The organism is Azospirillum sp. HJ39 (assembly GCF_041507355.1).
GTDB classification, from domain to species: Bacteria; Pseudomonadota; Alphaproteobacteria; order Azospirillales; family Azospirillaceae; genus Azospirillum; species Azospirillum thiophilum.
The window spans coordinates 1,764,785-1,782,184 of sequence record NZ_CP167911.1; the positions used below are offsets into that span (position 1 = coordinate 1,764,785).

General features: G+C 67.9%; 19 protein-coding genes and 2 tRNA genes. 7 read left to right on the top strand and 14 right to left on the bottom strand.

What is annotated here, in order from left to right; genetic code table 11:
• Positions 1–38 precede the first annotated feature (38 nt).
• Positions 39–818, top strand: a complete 780-nt coding sequence (locus ABMY26_RS21610; protein WP_372396706.1) for a 3-hydroxybutyrate dehydrogenase — start codon at positions 39–41, stop codon at positions 816–818.
• 198 nt (positions 819–1,016) lie between these two features.
• Here ABMY26_RS21610 and ABMY26_RS21615 read toward each other — a convergent pair.
• The 3 genes from ABMY26_RS21615 to ABMY26_RS21625 form a co-directional block, all read right to left on the bottom strand.
• A tRNA-Arg gene (locus ABMY26_RS21615) sits at positions 1,017–1,093 on the bottom strand.
• A gap of 22 nt (positions 1,094–1,115) precedes the next feature.
• A complete protein-coding gene (locus tag ABMY26_RS21620; protein WP_372396707.1) occupies positions 1,116–1,412 on the bottom strand; it encodes an ETC complex I subunit in 297 nt (98 codons plus the stop codon).
• 76 nt (positions 1,413–1,488) lie between these two features.
• Positions 1,489–1,566: transfer RNA gene (locus ABMY26_RS21625), tRNA-Pro, on the bottom strand.
• Between the two features lie 145 nt (positions 1,567–1,711).
• Between ABMY26_RS21625 and ABMY26_RS21630 the strand changes: the two genes are divergently transcribed.
• Complete coding sequence (locus tag ABMY26_RS21630; RefSeq protein ID WP_372396708.1) at positions 1,712–2,116, top strand: hypothetical protein; 405 nt, start codon at positions 1,712–1,714, stop codon at positions 2,114–2,116.
• On the opposite strand, the gene ABMY26_RS21635 is transcribed toward ABMY26_RS21630, so the two are convergent.
• From ABMY26_RS21635 to tpiA, 9 genes are all read right to left on the bottom strand, one after another.
• Complete coding sequence (locus tag ABMY26_RS21635; protein ID WP_372396709.1) at positions 2,085–3,317, bottom strand: ABC transporter permease; 1,233 nt, start codon at positions 3,315–3,317, stop codon at positions 2,085–2,087. The genes ABMY26_RS21630 and ABMY26_RS21635 overlap by 32 nt on opposite strands.
• 19 nt (positions 3,318–3,336) lie before the next feature.
• Positions 3,337–4,059, bottom strand: coding sequence for an ABC transporter ATP-binding protein (locus ABMY26_RS21640; RefSeq protein ID WP_372396710.1), 723 nt, complete (start codon positions 4,057–4,059; stop codon positions 3,337–3,339).
• Positions 4,049–5,683: an efflux RND transporter periplasmic adaptor subunit gene (locus tag ABMY26_RS21645; protein WP_372396711.1), complete on the bottom strand. Its 1,635-nt coding sequence runs from the start codon at positions 5,681–5,683 to the stop codon at positions 4,049–4,051. The genes ABMY26_RS21640 and ABMY26_RS21645 overlap by 11 nt, the downstream gene beginning before the upstream one ends.
• A gap of 86 nt (positions 5,684–5,769) precedes the next feature.
• A complete protein-coding gene (locus ABMY26_RS21650) occupies positions 5,770–6,216 on the bottom strand; it encodes a DUF192 domain-containing protein (protein WP_372396712.1) in 447 nt (148 codons plus the stop codon).
• A 79-nt stretch (positions 6,217–6,295) separates the two neighbouring features.
• On the bottom strand, positions 6,296–7,123 hold the full coding sequence (kdsA, locus tag ABMY26_RS21655; protein WP_372396713.1) for a 3-deoxy-8-phosphooctulonate synthase: 828 nt from the start codon (positions 7,121–7,123) through the stop codon (positions 6,296–6,298).
• Positions 7,124–7,326: 203 nt separating this feature from the next.
• On the bottom strand, positions 7,327–8,022 hold the full coding sequence (locus tag ABMY26_RS21660) for a dienelactone hydrolase family protein (RefSeq protein ID WP_372396714.1): 696 nt from the start codon (positions 8,020–8,022) through the stop codon (positions 7,327–7,329).
• Between the two features lie 147 nt (positions 8,023–8,169).
• Entirely contained in the window at positions 8,170–9,801 is a 1,632-nt protein-coding gene (locus ABMY26_RS21665; protein ID WP_372396715.1) for a CTP synthase, read from the bottom strand.
• A 277-nt stretch (positions 9,802–10,078) separates the two neighbouring features.
• Positions 10,079–10,402: a preprotein translocase subunit SecG gene (gene secG / locus ABMY26_RS21670; RefSeq protein ID WP_045582218.1), complete on the bottom strand. Its 324-nt coding sequence runs from the start codon at positions 10,400–10,402 to the stop codon at positions 10,079–10,081.
• 194 nt (positions 10,403–10,596) lie between these two features.
• Positions 10,597–11,352 (bottom strand): triose-phosphate isomerase, encoded by a 756-nt coding sequence (tpiA, locus tag ABMY26_RS21675; RefSeq protein WP_372396716.1) that lies wholly within the window; start codon positions 11,350–11,352, stop codon positions 10,597–10,599.
• Between the two features lie 260 nt (positions 11,353–11,612).
• Here tpiA and mbfA point away from each other — a divergent pair, with 260 nt between their 5' ends.
• A complete protein-coding gene (gene mbfA, locus ABMY26_RS21680) occupies positions 11,613–12,569 on the top strand; it encodes an iron exporter MbfA (RefSeq protein WP_372396717.1) in 957 nt (318 codons plus the stop codon).
• Between the two features lie 125 nt (positions 12,570–12,694).
• Complete coding sequence (locus tag ABMY26_RS21685) at positions 12,695–13,207, top strand: MarR family winged helix-turn-helix transcriptional regulator (RefSeq protein WP_045582215.1); 513 nt, start codon at positions 12,695–12,697, stop codon at positions 13,205–13,207.
• Between the two features lie 46 nt (positions 13,208–13,253).
• Here the strand turns inward: ABMY26_RS21685 and ABMY26_RS21690 are convergent, their stop codons facing one another.
• The gene (locus tag ABMY26_RS21690) at positions 13,254–13,547 is read right to left on the bottom strand and encodes a hypothetical protein (protein ID WP_372396718.1); all 294 of its coding nucleotides are present in this window, start codon (positions 13,545–13,547) and stop codon (positions 13,254–13,256) included.
• Between the two features lie 213 nt (positions 13,548–13,760).
• On the opposite strand from ABMY26_RS21690, the gene ABMY26_RS21695 reads away from it, so the two are divergent.
• Both ABMY26_RS21695 and ABMY26_RS21700 read left to right on the top strand, forming a co-directional pair.
• Positions 13,761–14,462 (top strand): response regulator, encoded by a 702-nt coding sequence (locus ABMY26_RS21695; protein WP_372396719.1) that lies wholly within the window; start codon positions 13,761–13,763, stop codon positions 14,460–14,462.
• Positions 14,459–15,847, top strand: coding sequence for an ATP-binding protein (locus tag ABMY26_RS21700; RefSeq protein ID WP_372396720.1), 1,389 nt, complete (start codon positions 14,459–14,461; stop codon positions 15,845–15,847). Before ABMY26_RS21695 ends, ABMY26_RS21700 begins: the two co-directional genes overlap by 4 nt.
• A 151-nt stretch (positions 15,848–15,998) precedes the next feature.
• Here the strand turns inward: ABMY26_RS21700 and ABMY26_RS21705 are convergent, their stop codons facing one another.
• Positions 15,999–16,688 carry a response regulator transcription factor gene (locus ABMY26_RS21705; RefSeq protein ID WP_014189689.1) on the bottom strand — a complete coding sequence of 230 codons (690 nt, stop codon included), beginning with the start codon at positions 16,686–16,688 and terminating at the stop codon, positions 15,999–16,001.
• Positions 16,689–17,222: 534 nt separating this feature from the next.
• Here ABMY26_RS21705 and ABMY26_RS21710 point away from each other — a divergent pair.
• Positions 17,223–17,396, top strand: coding sequence for a hypothetical protein (locus ABMY26_RS21710; RefSeq protein ID WP_372396721.1), 174 nt, complete (start codon positions 17,223–17,225; stop codon positions 17,394–17,396).
• Positions 17,397–17,400: the final 4 nt, after the last annotated feature.

The following is a 17,400-nucleotide window of genomic DNA, read 5'->3' on the forward strand; positions in this document are numbered from 1 at the left end:
TGACCGATCAGACCCATCTTGACCGAAGGAGCAGACCAATGCGTTTGCAGGACAAAGTCGCCGTCGTCACCGGGGCGGCAAGTGGAATCGGGCTTGAGATCGCCCGGACCTTCGCCCGCGAGGGTGCGCTGGTGGTGATCGCCGACCTGAACCAGGCCGGCGCCGATGCGGCCGCCGCCAGCCTCGACGCCACTGGCCAGAGGGCGCTGGGCGTCGCCATGGACGTGACCGACGAAGCCCAGGTCGAGGCCGGCATGGCCCGCGCCGCGGCCGCCTTCGGCCGCATCGATATCCTGGTGAGCAATGCCGGCATCCAGACCGTCGCACCGGTCGAGGAGTTCGAGTTCGCGAAATGGAAGCAGCTTCTCGCCATCCATCTGGACGGCGCCTTCCTGACCACGCGCGCCGCCTTGCGGGTGATGTACAAGCAGGGAAGCGGCAGCATCATCTACATGGGCTCGGTCCACTCCAAGGAGGCATCGCCGTTGAAGGCCCCTTACGTTACCGCCAAGCACGGGCTGATCGGCCTTGCCAAGGTGGTCGCGAAGGAAGGTGCGGCGCATGGGGTGCGCGCCAACGTGATCTGCCCCGGCTTCGTCCGGACCCCCCTGGTCGAAAAGCAGATCCCCGAACAGGCCAAAGAACTCGGCATCTCCGAAGAGGACGTGGTGAAGACGGTCATGCTGAAGGAGACCGTCGACGGTGAGTTCACGACGGTCGAGGATGTCGCCCAGGCCGCCCTGTTCTTCGCGTCCTTCGGATCCAACGCGCTGACCGGCCAGTCCCTGGTCGTGAGCCACGGCTGGTTCATGCAGTAGGCGATCCGGGCTCCCGGACCTGCCGATGATACCGGGATCAGAAGTCAAAACTTTCTGACCCTGGTATCACCCATTGCGTTATGTACCGCTGCTTGGAAGGAACAAGGTTCCGTGTTGCCCCCATGTTGCACGAGAATTCAGCACAAAAAAGCCCCGCCGAAGCGGGGCTTTTCCTTTTTGAGCGACGATGGTGTCGGGTGGCGACCCCAGCTGGATTCGAACCAGCGACCTGCCGCTTAGAAGGCGGCTGCTCTATCCAACTGAGCTATGGGGCCTTATCCCGATCCCCGGCCACGCTCAGAAGCGCGGGCGGTCGGTGCGGAAATTGTCGGCATAGTTGCGCGGACGGACACGGCGGACGGGAGCGTCCTGCACGGTGTAGTCGAAGCCCTTGCGCTCCGCGAAGGCGATGGCCTCCTCCCGCGTCTCGAAGGACAGGCGCACCTGGTTCAGCGTGTCGCCCGAGCTGGTCCAGCCCATCAGGGGCTCCGGACGGCGCGGGGTCTCGATCTCATAGTCCAGCATCCAGCGGTGAGTCTTGGCGCGGCCGGACTGCATGGCCGTCTTGCTCGGCTGATAGATCCGGACGTTCATGGCTCGCTCGTCTCCCCCAAATGTCTGCACGTGCGTCCCGGCGCTCCGGCTGGGACACGGTTCTTGCCTTCGGCGATGGTCGGGGCGCCCGGATTCGAACCGGGGGCCTCCAGTACCCAAAACTGGCGCGCTGACCAGACTGCGCTACGCCCCGTCGCCGCGTTGTGAGATACACGAACGCCACGCCCACGGCAAGCGAACGGCGCACCGGTTTTCCGGTCTTTCTCCATCCTGCCTGCCGCCATGCGGCGTTCGGTCGCTCACCCCATCCGGTTTCAACATCCCACAGGGTCCGTCCGTTGCCGTCCCTCACAGCCGTTCCGCTCCGCATCGCCCTCTTCCTGCCCGATCTCGGCGACCGGCCCGACCGGCTTGCGGCGGTCGGGCTCGCCAACGAGCTGCTGCAGGCCGGTGCCGCGGTCGATGTCGTGGCACCAACGGGCGGCGGGCTGCTGCGCGCAGCGCTCGATCCCGCCATCGGGCAGATCGACCTCGGCAAGCGGCATGCCGCGACCTCGTTCCTGGCGCTGGCCCGGGTGTTGGCGGAGCGGCAGCCGTCGCTGCTCGCCGTACCGCGGGAAGCCGCCTGGGTAGGGCGGCTGGCACGGCGGCTGGCGCGCAACGGTGCGACGCTCGTGCTGCTGGATGGCGACGCCGATGCCGACCGGGCGGCTATTCGTGCCGCAATGCCTCGATCGGGTTGAGCTGGGCCGCCCGCCGGGCCGGGTAGAGGCCGAAGAACACGCCGACCAGCCCGCTGACCACCACCGCAAGCACCACCGAATCGATCCGGATCAGTGTCGGCCAGCCGGCAAGCGTCGCCACGCCCATCGCGGCGGCGATGCCCAGGACCACGCCCACAGCGGCGCCGATCAACGACAGGGTGGTCGATTCGATCAGGAACTGCACCAGGATGTCGCGCCGCCGCGCGCCCACGGCAAGCCGCAGGCCGATCTCCCGCGTCCGCTCGGTCACCGAGACCAGCATGATGTTCATGATGCCGATGCCGCCGACCAGCAGCGACACCGCCGCCACCGCCGCCAGCAGGAAGGACAGCGCGCGGGAGGAGGCGTCGCGCGTCGCCGACACCTCCGACAGGTCGCGCATCCAGAAATCATCGTCCTGGCCGGGGATCAGCCGGTGGCGCTGGCGAAGCAGGTCGCGGATCTGGATCTGGGCTTCGGCCATGTCGGCACCGTCGCGCATCTTCACCACCATGGTGTGGATGAAGCGCGGGTTGCTCTTGGCCATGCCGGGGATGTTGCGCTTGGCGGTCGACAGCGGCACGAAGACGACGTCGTCCTGGTCCTGTCCCTGGGTGTTCTGACCCTTCTCCTCCAGCACGCCGACAACGGTCAGCGGCGTGGAGAAGATACGCACCGGCTCGCCGATGGGGTCGCCGCCGCCGAATAGAGTGCGCACCACCGTCCGACCCAGCACCACCACCTTGTTGGCTTGCGCGACATCCTCGTCCGACAGGCCGCGGCCCATCGCCAGAGTCCAGTCGCGGGCGTCCATATAGTCGGGAGTGACGCCGAACAGCACGCTGCCCCAGTTCTGGTTGCCGGCGACGATCTGCAGGCCCCAGCGCACCGACGGCGCCGTCACGACCACGCCGGGGATCTCCGCCGACACCGCCAGCGCGTCGTCCTCGGTCAGCGACGATGCAGTGCCGGCGCCGAGCTTCACCCCGCTGCGGACGATGCTGCCCTGCCCGACCATGATCAGGTTGGTGCCCAGGCTGGCGATCTGACGCAGCACTTGGTCGCGGGCGCCGGCGCCGACCGCGACCATGGCGATCACCGCGGCAACGCCGATGACGATGCCGAGCATGGTCAGCGCGCTGCGCAGCGGGTTGGCGCGCAACGACTCCAGCGCGGCGCGGAGCGCGTCCCAGACGGTCATGCCGCCACCTCCAAAGCGGTCATGCTGCTGTCTCCGGGGCTTGGCTGACGTCGCCGATCAGGCGGCCGTCGCGGAAATGCAGGACTCGGCCGGCGAAGCGTGCCACCTCCGGCTCGTGCGTCACCAGCACCACGGTGATGCCGCGACGGTTGAGCCGCTGGAACAGGGCGATGATCTCCAGGCTGGTGGCGCTGTCGAGCGCGCCCGTCGGCTCGTCGGCCAGCAGCAGCAGCGGCTCGTTGACCAGCGCGCGGGCGATGGCGACGCGCTGCTGCTGGCCACCCGAGAGTTGGGTCGGCCGGTGCCCGGCCCGTTCGCTCAGGCCCACCGACTCCAGCGCGGCCAGCGCCCGCTCCGCCCGTGTCGCATGGCCGACGCCGGCATAGACCATCGGCAGCATCACGTTGGCGAGCGCGGTCTGGCGCGCGAGCAGGTTGAAGGACTGGAAGACGAAACCGATGCTGCGGTTCCGCAAGGCCGCCAGCGCGTCGGACGACAGGCCGGCGACCTCCTGCCCGTCCAGCCGGTAGCGGCCGGAATCGGGAAGGTCCAGGCAGCCCAGCAGGTTCATGAAGGTGGATTTGCCGGAGCCGGACGGCCCCATGACCGCCACGAATTCGCCGCGGCCGACGGTGACGGTGACGCCGTCCAGCGCATGGACGGTCTGCGGCCCCATGCGATACCGGCGGCTGAGGGTTTCCACGGCGATGAGAGGCGGGCCGCCGTGCCCTTCAGAAGCCAAGGCGCGGCCCCCGGCGGGTGTCGCGGTCGGGCGGCAGGATGCCGGTGATGACCTCCTGGCCGGCGCGCAGGTCGCCGGACACCAGCTCGGTGAAGCTGCCATCGCCGATGCCGAGCCGCACCGGCACGCCGACCGGGCTGCCGGTGCCGGGAGCGGGCACCCACACCGTGCGCGTGGCGTCGGCGCTCCGGCCGGGCTCGGCCAGCGCGTCGAAACGGTCACGTTGCGCCGGGCCGAGCAGGGCCGCCATCCGCTCCAGCGCCGCCACGCGGATGGCGTTCGCCTCCGCCCGGCGGCGCTCCGGATCGCCCCCTTCGGCATCGAGCGCGGCGAAGCGCTCCCGCGCCTCGGCCACCAGCGCGGCGATGTCGCGGCGCCTGCCCTCGTCGAGAGCGAGCCCGTCGACCACCCGCTTCGCGGCGGCCTCCAGCGCCGCGGCGCCGCGCCCGCCATCGGCACCGCCGGTGGTCGGCGCCGGGGCGTCGATGCCCGGCCCGGCACCGGGCGGACGGAAGCGCAGCGCGGCGTTGGGCAGCTTCACCGCCGCCGGCCGCTCGTCCACCGTGATCCGCAGGTTGGCCGTCATGCCCGGCAGCAGCCGCAGGTCGGGATTCTCCACCGTGATGACGACGATGTAGGTGACGACGGTCAGATCCTCCTTCGGCGCCAGCCGCACCTGCGCGACGCGCCCGGTGAAGCTGTCGCCGGGGAAGGCGTTGACGGTAAAGCGCACCGGCATCCCCTCCTTCACCCGGCCGATGTCGGCCTCGTCGATGTTGGCGAGAACCTCCATCTGCCGCAGATCCTGGGCGATGGTGAACAGGGTCGGGGCCGACAGGCTGGCGGCGACCGTCTGGCCGGTGCTGACCGCCCGGTTGACGACGACGCCGTCGATGGGGGAGCGGATGACGGAGCGGTTCAGGTCGACGCGGACCAACTGCAGGGCCGCCTCGCGCTGTGCCACCTGGGCGCGGGCGACGTCGACCTGGGCGGCGGCGACCGCAAGCGACGCGGCGGCCGAGGCCTCCGCCGCTTCCGCCTGCCGTTTTTGCGCGCGGGATGCGACCAGCTGCGCCTGGGCGCTGTGGGCGGCAGTTTCCGTCTTCTCCAGGTCGGCGGCGGCGACCACGCCGCGGCCCTGCAGGTCGCGCCGGCGCCGCAGGTCGCGCTCGGCATCGCGTTGGGCGAGGTCGGCAAGCAGGATCTGGGCGTCGGTGTTGGCGACGCTCGCCTTGGCGCTGGCAAGGTCGGCACGCGCCTTGTCGAGCAGCGCCTGCTGCTGCACCAGCGATGCCCGGGATGAGTCGACGTCGGCACCGGCCTGGGCCAGCCGGGCCGCCAACTGGTCGCCGTTCAGTCGGGCGAGGATCTGGCCGCTGCTGACCCGGCTGTTGAAATCGGCGTAAAGCTCGGCGATCTGGCCGGACAGCTGGGAGCTGACCTCGACCGTTACCAGGGCGCTCATCGTACCGGTGGCGGTGATGGCGCTGACCAGCGGCCCCTGCTCGATGCGGGCGAGGCGATAGGCCGGCCCCGGCTCGGCCCTTGCCAGCACGACATAGGCCGACAGGCCGGCAACGGCGCAGAGCGCCGCCCCGACGATGACCGCCGCCCGCCTGCCCATCCCTGCCCTCCGCGCCGCATTGCCCATGCCCACTGAATCTGGGGGAGATTACGCCAAAGTCACGGGGCCGCGGTCGGTCATTCCGCTTAAGGCTTCGGAAGAAGGTCGGCGGAAACCACGCGGTCGCCGGGGCGGATGCCCAGCCGCGCCGCCATGCCGCCGTTCAGCTCCAGGATCGCCTTGACCGGCCCGTCGGAGTTGACCGAGTCCAGCGATTCCGGCACCGCGCGCTCGTGGATGTTCACGATGCGCCCATCGGCGGCGATGAACAGCATGTCCAGCGGGATCAGCGTGTTCTTCATCCAGAAGCTGGCCGGCTGCACCCGGTCGTAGATGAACAGCATCCCGGCATCGGCCGCCATCGTCCGGCGGTACATCAGCCCCTGCGCCTGCTGGCCGGGGGTCAGCGCAAGTTCGACGTCGAAGCGGAACTTCCCGCCGCCCGCCGTCTCGACGGTCAGCTTCGATTTCGGGAAGCTCTCCAGCGCCGCAGCCGGGAAGGCGGCGACCAGCAGCAGGAGCGCGACCGCCACGCCCCTAAACATCCGCCCGATCAACATCCGTCCAATCATCATGCATGTCCGTCAAGGCTGAAGCGGGGATTGAGCGACGTCAGGCCTTCGCGAGACGGTCGAAGGCCTGGAGCTTGGCGAGCAGCGCCGGCATCTCCGCCAGCGGCACCATGTTCGGGCCGTCGCTGGGGGCGCAGTCGGGATTCTCGTGCGTCTCCATGAAGACGGCGGCGACGCCGACGGCGATTGCGGCACGGGCCAGAACCGGCACGAACTCGCGCTGGCCGCCCGAGGTGGTGCCCTGCCCGCCCGGCTGCTGGACCGAATGGGTGGCGTCGAACACCACCGGGAATCCCGTCTCCGCCATGATCGGCAGAGACCGCATGTCCGACACCAGCGTGTTGTAGCCGAAGCTGGCGCCGCGCTCGCACAGCAGTACGCGCTCGTTGCCCGAGGCCACCAGCTTGGCGGCAACGTTCTTCATGTCCCACGGCGCAAGGAACTGGCCCTTCTTGACGTTCACAGCCCGGCCAGTCTCGGCGGCCGCAATCAGCAGGTCGGTCTGGCGGCACAGGAAGGCCGGGATCTGCAGCACGTCCACCGCCTCGGCGACGGGAGCGCACTGGCGGGAATCATGGACGTCGGTGATGACCGGGCAGCCGAAGCGCTCGCGGATTTCCGCGAAGATCGGCAGCGCCTTGTCCATGCCAAGGCCGCGCGCCGTGGCGATCGAGGTGCGGTTGGCCTTGTCGAAGCTCGACTTGTAGATCAGCCCGATGCCGAGACCCTTGGCGATCTCCACCAGCGCGGACGCGGTTTCCAGCGCGTGGTCGCGGCTCTCCATCTGGCAGGGGCCGGCGATCAGGACGAAGGGACGGTCGTTGGCAATGGTCAGGTCGCCGATCTGGACGGCGCGCGGCGTGGTCATCGGAGTGCTCCAAAACGAAAACGGGCGAGAGGGCGCCCGTGGACCTTTGCATCCCATTAAACAGGGCGGATGGTCAATGGCGGGCGGCATGGAGATCTGCAAGCCACTCCGGCGCCCGACGAATGCCCCCTCCCCCTCCCTCCCCGGCCTTGGGCGGGAGAGGGGGCAGGAGCTTGTCCGCAATTGCGTCAACGGCCCCGGCGTCAGGCCAGATGCGTGCGGAAGAACTCGACCGTCAGGCGGTTGGCCTCATCGGCGGCGTCCTTGTCGTAATGCTCGCCGCCGGGCCGGGCGAAGGCATGGTCCATGCCGGGATAGAGCTTGGCCGTCACCCATGTGTGGTCCTTGACCCCGGCCAGCAGCGCGTCGCGCTTGTCGGGGCTGGAGAACTTGTCGTCCTCGGCGACGTGCAGCAGCAGGGGTTTGCCGATCTTCCCCGCCTCGCCAAGCAGCCCTTCCAGCCCGACGCCGTAATAGCCGACATTGGCGTCGGCATCCGAGCGCGCCGCCATCAGGAAGGCGAGCCGGCCGCCCAGGCAATAGCCGACGCTGCCGGCCTTGCCGGTGCAATCGTCCTGCCCGCGCACCCAGGCCAGCGTCGCCTGAAGGTCGTCGACCGCCTTGTCCTGGTCCATGCCGTTCAGCAGGGCGAAGGCCTGGTTCCATTCCGCCTCGGTCTTGTCGGTCAGCTGCACCCCCGGCTGCTGGCGCCAGAACAGGTCCGGGCACACGGCCAGGAAGCCTTGCGAGGCGTACCAGTCGCACAGCTCGCGCATCACCGCGTTGACGCCGAAGATCTCCTGGATCACCACCAGCCCGCCAGCCGGGGTAACCGCCGGCTTGGCGACATAAGCGGAAAAACGGCCACCGTCGGCGGCGTCGATCATCACTTCGGACATGGCGTCCTCATCCTCCCGTTGGCAAATCCGCCCCTGATATGGAGCGGAGACGGCCACGGTCACCCCCCTTTCGCCAGCAGCCCGGGAACAGGACGCAAAAAGCCCCGCCTCCGGCGGGAGGCGGGGCTTTTCGTGCCGCGCTTGGGATCAGACCAGACGGCTCTGGTCGATCGCCGCCTTGATGAAGGCGGTGAACAGCGGGTGCGGTTCGAACGGCTTGGACTTCAGTTCCGGGTGGAACTGCACGCCGATGAACCAGGGATGGTCGGGGATCTCGACGATCTCCGGCAGTTCCCCGTCCGGCGACAGGCCGCTGAACCGCATGCCGCAGCGCTCCAGCCGCTCCTTGTAGTACACGTTCACCTCGTAGCGGTGACGGTGCCGTTCGGAGATGTCGGTGGTGCCGTAGACCTCGGCGACCTTGCTGCCGTCCAACAACTTGGCCGGATAGGCGCCGAGCCGCATGGTACCGCCCAGGTCGCCCACCTCGGCGCGGCGCTCCAGCGTGTTGCCGCGCATCCATTCGGTCATCAGGCCGACGACCGGGTTGCCCGGCTTGCCCAGCTCGGTGGAGCCGGCATCCTCGATCTTCGCCATGTTGCGGGCGGCCTCGATCACCGCCATCTGCATGCCGAAGCAGATGCCGAAATAGGGCACCTTGCGCTCGCGCGCAAACTGGGCCGCCCGGATCTTGCCTTCCGTGCCGCGGGAACCGAAGCCGCCCGGCACCAGGATGCCGTGGACGTTCTCCAGCCGCTTCACCGCCGCGTCGTCGTCCTCAAAGATCTCCGAATCGATCCAGTCGAGGTTGACCTTGACGTTGTTGGCGATGCCGCCATGGGTCAGCGCCTCGGCCAGCGACTTGTAGCTGTCGAGCAGGCTGATGTATTTGCCGACCACCGCGATGGTGACCTCGCCCTGCGGCTTGCGCACCCGCTCCATGATGCGGGTCCAGCGCGACAGGTCCGGCTCCTTGTCGACCGGAAGGCCGAAATAGCTCAGGACCTGGGTGTCGAAGCCTTCCTCATGGTAGCTGATCGGCACCTGGTAGATCGACTCGACGTCGAGCGCCGCGATCACCCGCTCCGGACGGATGTTGCAGAACAGCGCGATCTTCTTGCGCTCGTTCTCCGGGATCGGGCGGTCGGCGCGGCACAGCAGGATGTTGGCCTGGATGCCGACGCTCAGCAACTCCTTGACCGAATGCTGGGTCGGCTTGGTCTTCAGCTCGCCCGCGGTCGGGATGTAGGGCAGCAGCGTCAGGTGGATGTACAGGACATTTTCCTGCCCCACCTCGTTGCCGAACTGGCGGATCGCCTCCAGGAAGGGCAGCGACTCGATGTCGCCCACCGTGCCGCCGATCTCGATCAGGACGAAGTCCTCGTCGGTGGCGTCGGCGCGGATGAACTCCTTGATCTCGTCGGTGATGTGCGGAATGACCTGGACGGTGCCGCCCAGGTAATCGCCGCGACGCTCCTTCGCGATCACGGTGGAATAGATGCGGCCGGTGGTGATGTTGTCGCCCTTGCGGGCCGATACGCCGGTGAAGCGCTCGTAATGGCCGAGGTCCAGGTCCGTCTCGGCCCCGTCGTCGGTCACGAAGACCTCGCCGTGCTGGTAGGGGCTCATCGTGCCGGGATCGACGTTCAGGTACGGGTCCAGCTTGCGCAGGCGCACCTTGTAGCCGCGCGCCTGGAGAAGCGCCCCAAGAGCCGCCGACGCCAGACCTTTGCCCAGCGAAGAAACGACGCCACCGGTGATGAAGATGTAGCGAGTCATGTCCGTCCGAAGAGCTTGAGAGCTGTTCCATGTCCCCGAAGGGGACGGATTCACCATGTCCCCGAAGGGGACGGAGTCTGGATGTCCCCGAAGGGGACGAATTCAACATGTCCCCGAAGGGGAGAGCCGTTCCATCTCCCCGAAGGGGAGAGCGTTCAATGTCACCGGAGGGCCGCCGCCGAAACATCGCGTCGCGATCGTCGGCCCTCAAAAGAAAGAGGCGGCTTCGGGGAGGCCGCCTCGCTGTTCGCTCGTACCCGTTAGCCGGACGGTCCCGTTACTGGGACACCGGCGGCGCGGGAACGGCCGGCTGGGCCGGCACGGTCGACTGCGCCGGAGCGGCCGGCAACGTGTCGATGATCGACGCCGGGCGCGAATGCCCGCCGGCCAGGATCGCCAGCACGATGCTGGTGGCGAAGAAGCAGGCCGCCAGGATGCCGGTGGTCCGCGTCAGCAGGTTGGCCGTGCCGCGGGTGCTCATCATGCCGCCCATGGTGCCGCCACCGATGCCGAGTCCGCCGCCTTCCGACCGCTGGATCAGGATCACACCGACCAGCCCGATGGCGATCAGCAGGTGAATGACCAGAATCACCGATTCCATGCGATGCTCACCCCACAACCATCCCAAAAATCGAATAGCGCGCCACAGGCCGTATCAGGGGCCCGTGGCGCGCGCCCACTGTTTGTACCGCGGCATCGCGCGATATGCCAGCGCCAAAATACCTATGGCATATCCGCCCACGGCATGGCTGGCACCAAGGAGCCGGTATCGGCGGCAGGTGTCAGCGACAGGTATCAGCGGCAGGCGGTGGCGATGCCCCAGAAATCGTCCGCCTTCAGCGACGCCCCGCCGACCAGCGCGCCGTCGACATTGGCGACCGCCATCAGCTCTGCGGCATTGCCCGGCTTGACCGAGCCGCCATAGAGGATGCGCACCTTGTCCGGGTCGGCGATCTTGCCGGCCAGCTCGGCCCGGATGTGGGCATGCATCGCCTTCACGTCGTCGGGGGTCGCCGTCTTGCCGGTGCCGATCGCCCACACCGGCTCATAGGCGACGACGGTGTTCTCCGCCGTTGCACCGGCTGGAATGGAGCCGGCGAGCTGGCCCGAGACCACGGCGTCCGCCTGCCCGGCATCGCGCTGCGCCTCAGTCTCGCCAACGCAGACGATGGCGATCAGGCCCTGGCCATGGGCGGCGACGGCCTTGGCGTTGACCACGGCGTCGCTTTCGCCATGGTCGGCGCGGCGCTCCGAATGGCCGACAATGACGTAGCGGCAGCCGGCGTCCTTCAGCATGGTCGGGGCGACGTCGCCGGTGTGGGCCCCGGAGGTCTTCGGCGCGCAATCCTGGCCGCCCAGCGCCAGCGGGCTGTCGGCGATCGCCTCCCCCACCGGGAACAGCAGCGGGAAGGGCGGGCAGACCAGCATGTCGAAGGCGACCGGCCCGGCGCCCTTCAACCGCCCGGCGAGGTCGGAGGCAAGATCGAGCCCGTCGGCCTTCAACCCGTTCATCTTCCAGTTTCCGGCGATCAGCTTCCGGTTGGCGGTCATGGTCGTTTCCTTCTTGTGTCGGCTTTATATGGGAACTTGTGGAACGTTCTTTGCCTCTCGTGAGCAAAGCCCATAGCAAGCCCGCGGCCGGAATTCCACCCACCCGACCGGCGCAGTCCCCAAGGAAGAGCCGCCGGGACATCGTGTAGCACCCCGGGTGTAGCACCCCGGCCGAAGCGCCGGGTTGCAGGTACCCCCTTTCGCAATAGGATCATTGCAACGCACCATTCCCATGCTTCCCATGCGGCGAAGGCCACCCCATGAAGAACTTCTCGGACCTGACGGAAAAGGAACTGCTGGCGCTCGCCATCGCGCTGGAGGAGGAGGACAGCCGTATCTACGACGAGTTCGCGCACGGGCTGATGGACAGCTATCCGGACACCGCCAGGATGTTCCGCGCCATGGGAACGGAGGAGAACGGCCATCGCCACCGGCTGCTGGAGCTGTTCCGCCGCAAGTTCGGCGACCATATCCCGCTGATCCGCCGCCAGGACGTGAAGGGCTTCGTCGAGCGCAAGCCGGTCTGGCTGTCGCGCCCGCTGGGACTCGACACCGTGCGCCGCCAGGCCGAACTGATGGAGGCGGAGACCAAGCGCTTCTATGTCCGGGCCGCCCAGCGGACGCAGGACGCCGCGGTCCGCCAGCTGCTGGGCGACCTCGCCGAGGAGGAACGCCGCCACGAGGCCAAGGCCGAGCGGCTGGAGGCGCAATATCTCTCCTCGACCGCGCCCGAGCAGGAGCACGAATCCGAACGCCGCCTGTTCGTCCTGCAGATCATCCAGCCGGGTCTGGCCGGGCTGATGGACGGCTCGGTCTCGACGCTGGCGCCGCTGTTCGCCGCCGCCTTCGCCACCCAGGACAGCCATGAGACCTTCCTGGTGGGGCTGGCGGCCTCGATCGGCGCCGGCATCTCGATGGGCTTCGCCGAGGCGCTGTCGGACAACGGGTCGCTGACCGGGCGGGGCAGCCCGTGGCTGCGCGGGGCGGTCTGCGGCGCCATGACCACGCTGGGTGGCCTGGGCCACGCCCTGCCCTACCTGATCCCGCATTTCTGGACGGCGACCGCCGTCGCCATCGCCGTCGTCGCAGTCGAGCTGGCGGTCATCGCCTGGATTCGCAACCGCTACATGGACACGCCGCTGCTGGCCGCCGCCTTCCAGGTGGTGGTCGGCGGGCTGCTGGTCTTCGCGACCGGCATCCTGATCGGCAGCGCCTGACGGATCCCGCCGGAACGCCACAAATGGCGACCTCTATGGTAGAGCTTATCCTTGTAAGCGGGCTTGCGATTGTTTATGTCTGAGTCGCTGTCCTAATTAGAATAAATCGAACCAACCGCGTCGCCATGGCCGATCTGAAAGCAGGCGTGAACCAGCTCTTCCTCCGCGAGGAGGAACTCCGCACCGGAATGGAGCTGCTGTTCTACGCTTACCGCGAATTCACTGCCGAACCGGACGAAATTCTGGGGGAGATCGGCTTCGGCCGCGCGCATCACCGCGTGATATATTTCGTCGGCCGCTATCCCCGGATCACCGTGTCGGAGCTTCTGGCGATCCTGAAGATCACCAAGCAGAGCCTGTCGCGCGTGCTGGGCGAGCTGGTGCGCCAGGGCTTCATCGACCAGCAGACCGGCGCGCGCGACCGCCGCCAACGTCTGCTGGAGCTGACGGAAAAGGGCGTGGAGCTGGAACGCCAGCTGTCCGAAACCCAGCGCCAGCGCATCGCCCGCGCCTACCGCATGGCCGGTGCCGAGGCGGTGGAGGGCTTCCGCAAGGTGATGATGGGCATGCTGGACGAGGGGGACCGGGCCAAATTCGCCCCACCCGTCCCCCCCGCCCGTCTGGCCGCGAAGCGCTGATCCGCGGCCGGCGGCCGTTTCCAGCCGTCCTTTTCAGGCGCCCTTCTCAGCCGGCATTCGATTCGGGCTTGGCCGTCTCCGGCTCCACGCCACCGGGGGCGTTGGCGGCGGCCGGGGCGCCGGGCTGGCCATTGACTTGGCCATTGACCTGACCGTTGGCCGCCTTGGCGTCGTTTGGACTGCGGCGCCGGAAGCCACCCTTGCGGTACACAACATTCTCGGAAGCACCCGGCGCGCACTGGACGATGCTGCCGCCCTTCGCGAGGAAGGCACGGGTCATTTCAGCGAGGTCTTGGGCGTCCAGGTCCCGCGGGTCGTTGGACCTGTTGTCGTCGGCCATTATGATCGCTCCTGTGTCTCTCGGCCCTCGTAGAGGACAGATGGAAGATTAACACGGAACGGGACCGAAACGGCCAAACCCTTACACGCCTGCCCGCCATGCACACCCACGATGCGCCCCGCTTGGTCGATGAATGCGTCCCGCATGGTCGGTAGATGCGTCCCGCATGGGCGAGGCTATGTCGATTGCGGGGAGCCGCGCTATAGTCGCGCCATGACCGAAGATCAGCCCCACATCCTGGTCGTCGACGACGACACACGCCTGCGCGAACTGCTGCGCAAGTATCTTGCCGGAAACGGCTTCATGGTCAGCACCGCCCGCGACGCCGCCGATGCGCGGGCGCAGCTGGGCGGGCTTGCCTTCGACCTGCTTGTGCTGGACATCATGATGCCGGGCGAGTCGGGGCTGGAGCTGACTGAATCGCTCCGGCGCGAACGGGATCTGCCGATCCTGCTGCTGACAGCCCGCGACGAGCCGGACGACCGCATCGCCGGGCTGGAGGCCGGGGCCGACGATTACCTCGCCAAGCCGTTCCAGCCGCGCGAGCTTCTGCTGCGCATCAACTCCATCCTGCGCCGCCAGGCCGCCCGCCCGCCGGAGCCGGCGGCCCCGCCCGCGGCCCCGGTGAAGCTCGGCCCGCTGATCTACCTGCCCGACCGAGACGAGCTGCGCGCCGGCGAAGAGGTGATCCGGCTGACCACGGCGGAAGCCAGCCTGCTGCGGATTCTCGCCGCCTCCCCCGGCGTGACCTTCAGCCGCGAGGATCTCACCGAGCGCAGCAAGGTCGCCGGCAACGCCCGCACCATCGACGTCCAGGTCACCCGCCTGCGCCGCAAGATCGAGGCCGACCCGCGCGAGCCACGCTATCTCCACACCGTGCGCGGCGAAGGCTATGTGCTGAGGCCCGATCCGTGACCGCGGCAGGCGGAACTGACACGCGGGCCGCTGCTGCCGCCCGGCGGGCCGAACGGCGGCGGCGCATTCCCCTGGTCAAGCGGTTCCTGCCCCGCACCCTGTTCGGCCGGTCGCTGGTGATCATCGTCACGCCGGTGATCCTTGCGCAGGCGGTGGCGACCTGGATCTTCTACGACCGTCACTGGGACACGGTGACCAACCGGCTGGCCTATGCGGTGGCCGGCGAGATCGCCACCTCCATCGCCATGCTGGAACGCGACCCGTCGCAGGACGGGCGCGACTGGGCGCTGGCCACCACCGCCCGCACCACCGACCTGATCGTCACGCTGGAACCGGACCAGGTTCTGCCCGACCGCCGCCGCAAGCTGAGCGGCCTCTTGGAACGCACGCTGGGCAAGGCGATGGAGGAGCGGGTCGGCCGCCCCTTCACCATCAACACCCGCGTCGCCCATGAATGGTACGAGATCAGGGTGCAGATGCCGAACGGCGTGCTGTCGGTGATGTCGCCGGAACGCCGGCTGTTCACGCCGACCAGTTACATCTTCATCCTGTGGATGGTCGGTTCCGCCATCGTGCTGTTCGCCGTGGCGATCCTGTTCATGCGCAACCAGATCCGGCCGATCAAGCGGCTGGCCATCGCCGCCGACGCCCTCGGCAAGGGCCGCGACGTCTCCAACTTCAAGATGGAGGGGGCGACCGAGGTGCGGCAGGCCGCTTCCGCCTTCCTGCTGATGCGCGAGCGCATCCAGCGCCAGATCACCCAGCGGACCGAGATGCTGGCCGGCGTCAGCCACGACCTGCGCACGCCGCTGACCCGGATGAAGCTGGCGCTCGACATGATCGAAGACCCCGACCTCGATCCCGAGGTGGAGGAGTTGAAGGCCGACGTCGCCGAAATGGAGACGATGATCGAGGGCTATCTGGCCTTCGCCCGCGGCGAGGGGACGGAGGCGGCGCAGCCGACCGACCTGACCCGCCTGCTGAACGAGGTCGCCGCCGGCGCGCGGCGCGACGGCACCGAGGTGACGCTGACCGCGCCGGACGGGCTGGTCCTGCCGCTGCGTCCTAACGCGGTCCGCCGCTGCATCGCCAACCTGCTTGTCAATGCCGGCCGCCATGCCGGCACCGCCTGGGTCACGGCGGAACGCAAGGACGGCGTGATCGAGATCCTCGTCGACGACGACGGCCCCGGCATCCCCGCCTATATCCGCGACGACGTGTTCAAGCCGTTCTTCCGGGTGGACAGCAGCCGCAACCTGGATACCGGCGGGTCCGGCCTGGGCCTGACCATCGCCCGCGACGTGGCCCGCAGCCATGGCGGCGACATCACGCTGGACGACAGCCCCTATGGCGGCCTGCGCGCGGTGATCCGGCTGCCGGTATAAAGGCAAAAATCCCGGCAAGGAAAAGCCCGCGGTTCCGGAAGGAAGGCGGGCCGATGGGCCGCATTGCCGCCGGCCCCCTGCCCCTTCCTTTGCCGATGGTGGAAGGGACGACAGGGGCTTTTGCAGAGGCGGAGGAAAACCGGAGGGGCGCCTACTGGTTCGCTGCGGCGGCGACCGCGCCGGCACCGGCCAATTCGCCGCCGATGCCGTTGTTCAGGGCCCAGATGGCGGCCTGGGTGCGGTTCGACGCGTTGATCTTGCGCAGCAGGCTCTTCAGGTGAACCTTCACGGTGGCTTCCGTGATGTTCAGGTGGTTGGCGATCATCTTGTTGCTGTCGCCGTTCAGCAGGCAGCGCAGAATCTGGACCTCGCGCTGGGACAAGCCTTTGCGCGAAACCGGCATCTCGGTGCCGTTGCCGTTGACGCGGCCGGAGATCAGCAGCGCGGCGAGATGGGTCGGGAACACCTTCTCGCCCATCATCACCAGCTTCAGCGACTGGGCCAGCGCGTCGGACGACAGGTCCTTCATCAGGTAGCCGTCGGCACCGGCCTCCAGCGCGTTGGCAAGGCGGCGGGTGCAAAGATCGCTGGTCAGGATGACCATGCGGGTGTCGGGCAGCAGCGCGCGCAGACGGCGCATCCCCTCCGCCTCCTCGTCGCCACCGTTCTGCAGGTCGAGAAGGAGGAGTTGCGGCTTCAGGCCGTTCTCAACCGACCCCAGGGCCTCGCGCAGGTTTCCCGCCTCGGCGAGGATCTGGAAAGGCGAATCGTCGAGGAGGCGCTTCAGCCCCTCGCGAAACAGCTTGTTCGAGTCGATTAGAAAAGCGCGCACTGTGTCCATCTTCCGCTCCCGCAATTTTGGATCGATCATTATGTCGTCGTGGCCCATGACATCCGTTCCACGAAGTGAAGGTCTCGACGCATTCGTAACTCGGCGATTACCCCTCGATGGCTTCGGCAGGCCGTTATTTAGGGGGAGGTTACCCCCGTGTCGTGTCCTACGGTACCACTCTCCGGAGTTAAAAGAAGAACGCATTGGACATATGCTCAAAGCCTCCTCAAGATTTCCGGATCTAAAGATATCACAGCGACGAACATTTAAGCGCTCAAGAGAATTAACTATACCGTTAACCACCACTTATTTGCGATATGTCGCACCCCATAAGCGAGTGCCGTCCTAAAAATCTCACACGAAGTTGCGCCGGGATCATCCCGACCGGTGATGCTGTCCGATAACCCCAACCGCGCCCTTGCCTTTCGGCATAAACCGTGGGGGAGCGGCGCGAGGACCGCTTGACCCGGCCGGGATGCCCATGCGCATTTGCGCCGGACCGTGCTGCCCGACAGCATCGGACGGAGACAGGACGGGGATTCAATGGGCTGGCAGTTGATCGGCGCCTTCATGGCCGGCTATCTGGTGCTGCTGGGACGCAGCGCCTGGAAGCAGGGCGAGTTCCGCCAGTTCCTGCGCAGCCTCGCCATCGTCGCCGCCCTCTGCGCACTGCTTGCGGGCGCCGTGGCGTTGGCGATGGTACTGGATGGCGCCTGACGCG

Bases quoted from the DNA above. Each gene is read 5' to 3' on its own strand.
- ABMY26_RS21610 (WP_372396706.1), top strand. From the start codon at position 39: ATGCGTTTGCAGGACAAAGTCGCCGTCGTCACCGGGGCGGCAAGTGGA.
- ABMY26_RS21620 (WP_372396707.1), bottom strand. From the start codon at position 1,412: ATGAACGTCCGGATCTATCAGCCGAGCAAGACGGCCATGCAGTCCGGC.
- ABMY26_RS21635 (WP_372396709.1), bottom strand. From the start codon at position 3,317: ATGACCGTCTGGGACGCGCTCCGCGCCGCGCTGGAGTCGTTGCGCGCC.
- ABMY26_RS21645 (WP_372396711.1), bottom strand. From the start codon at position 5,683: ATGGGCAGGCGGGCGGCGGTCATCGTCGGGGCGGCGCTCTGCGCCGTT.
- kdsA (WP_372396713.1), bottom strand. From the start codon at position 7,123: ATGACCACGCCGCGCGCCGTCCAGATCGGCGACCTGACCATTGCCAAC.
- ABMY26_RS21660 (WP_372396714.1), bottom strand. From the start codon at position 8,022: ATGTCCGAAGTGATGATCGACGCCGCCGACGGTGGCCGTTTTTCCGCT.
- ABMY26_RS21665 (WP_372396715.1), bottom strand. From the start codon at position 9,801: ATGACTCGCTACATCTTCATCACCGGTGGCGTCGTTTCTTCGCTGGGC.
- secG (WP_045582218.1), bottom strand. From the start codon at position 10,402: ATGGAATCGGTGATTCTGGTCATTCACCTGCTGATCGCCATCGGGCTG.
- tpiA (WP_372396716.1), bottom strand. From the start codon at position 11,352: ATGACCGCCAACCGGAAGCTGATCGCCGGAAACTGGAAGATGAACGGG.
- mbfA (WP_372396717.1), top strand. From the start codon at position 11,613: ATGAAGAACTTCTCGGACCTGACGGAAAAGGAACTGCTGGCGCTCGCC.
- ABMY26_RS21685 (WP_045582215.1), top strand. From the start codon at position 12,695: ATGGCCGATCTGAAAGCAGGCGTGAACCAGCTCTTCCTCCGCGAGGAG.
- ABMY26_RS21690 (WP_372396718.1), bottom strand. From the start codon at position 13,547: ATGGCCGACGACAACAGGTCCAACGACCCGCGGGACCTGGACGCCCAA.
- ABMY26_RS21695 (WP_372396719.1), top strand. From the start codon at position 13,761: ATGACCGAAGATCAGCCCCACATCCTGGTCGTCGACGACGACACACGC.
- ABMY26_RS21705 (WP_014189689.1), bottom strand. From the start codon at position 16,688: ATGGACACAGTGCGCGCTTTTCTAATCGACTCGAACAAGCTGTTTCGC.
- ABMY26_RS21710 (WP_372396721.1), top strand. From the start codon at position 17,223: ATGGGCTGGCAGTTGATCGGCGCCTTCATGGCCGGCTATCTGGTGCTG.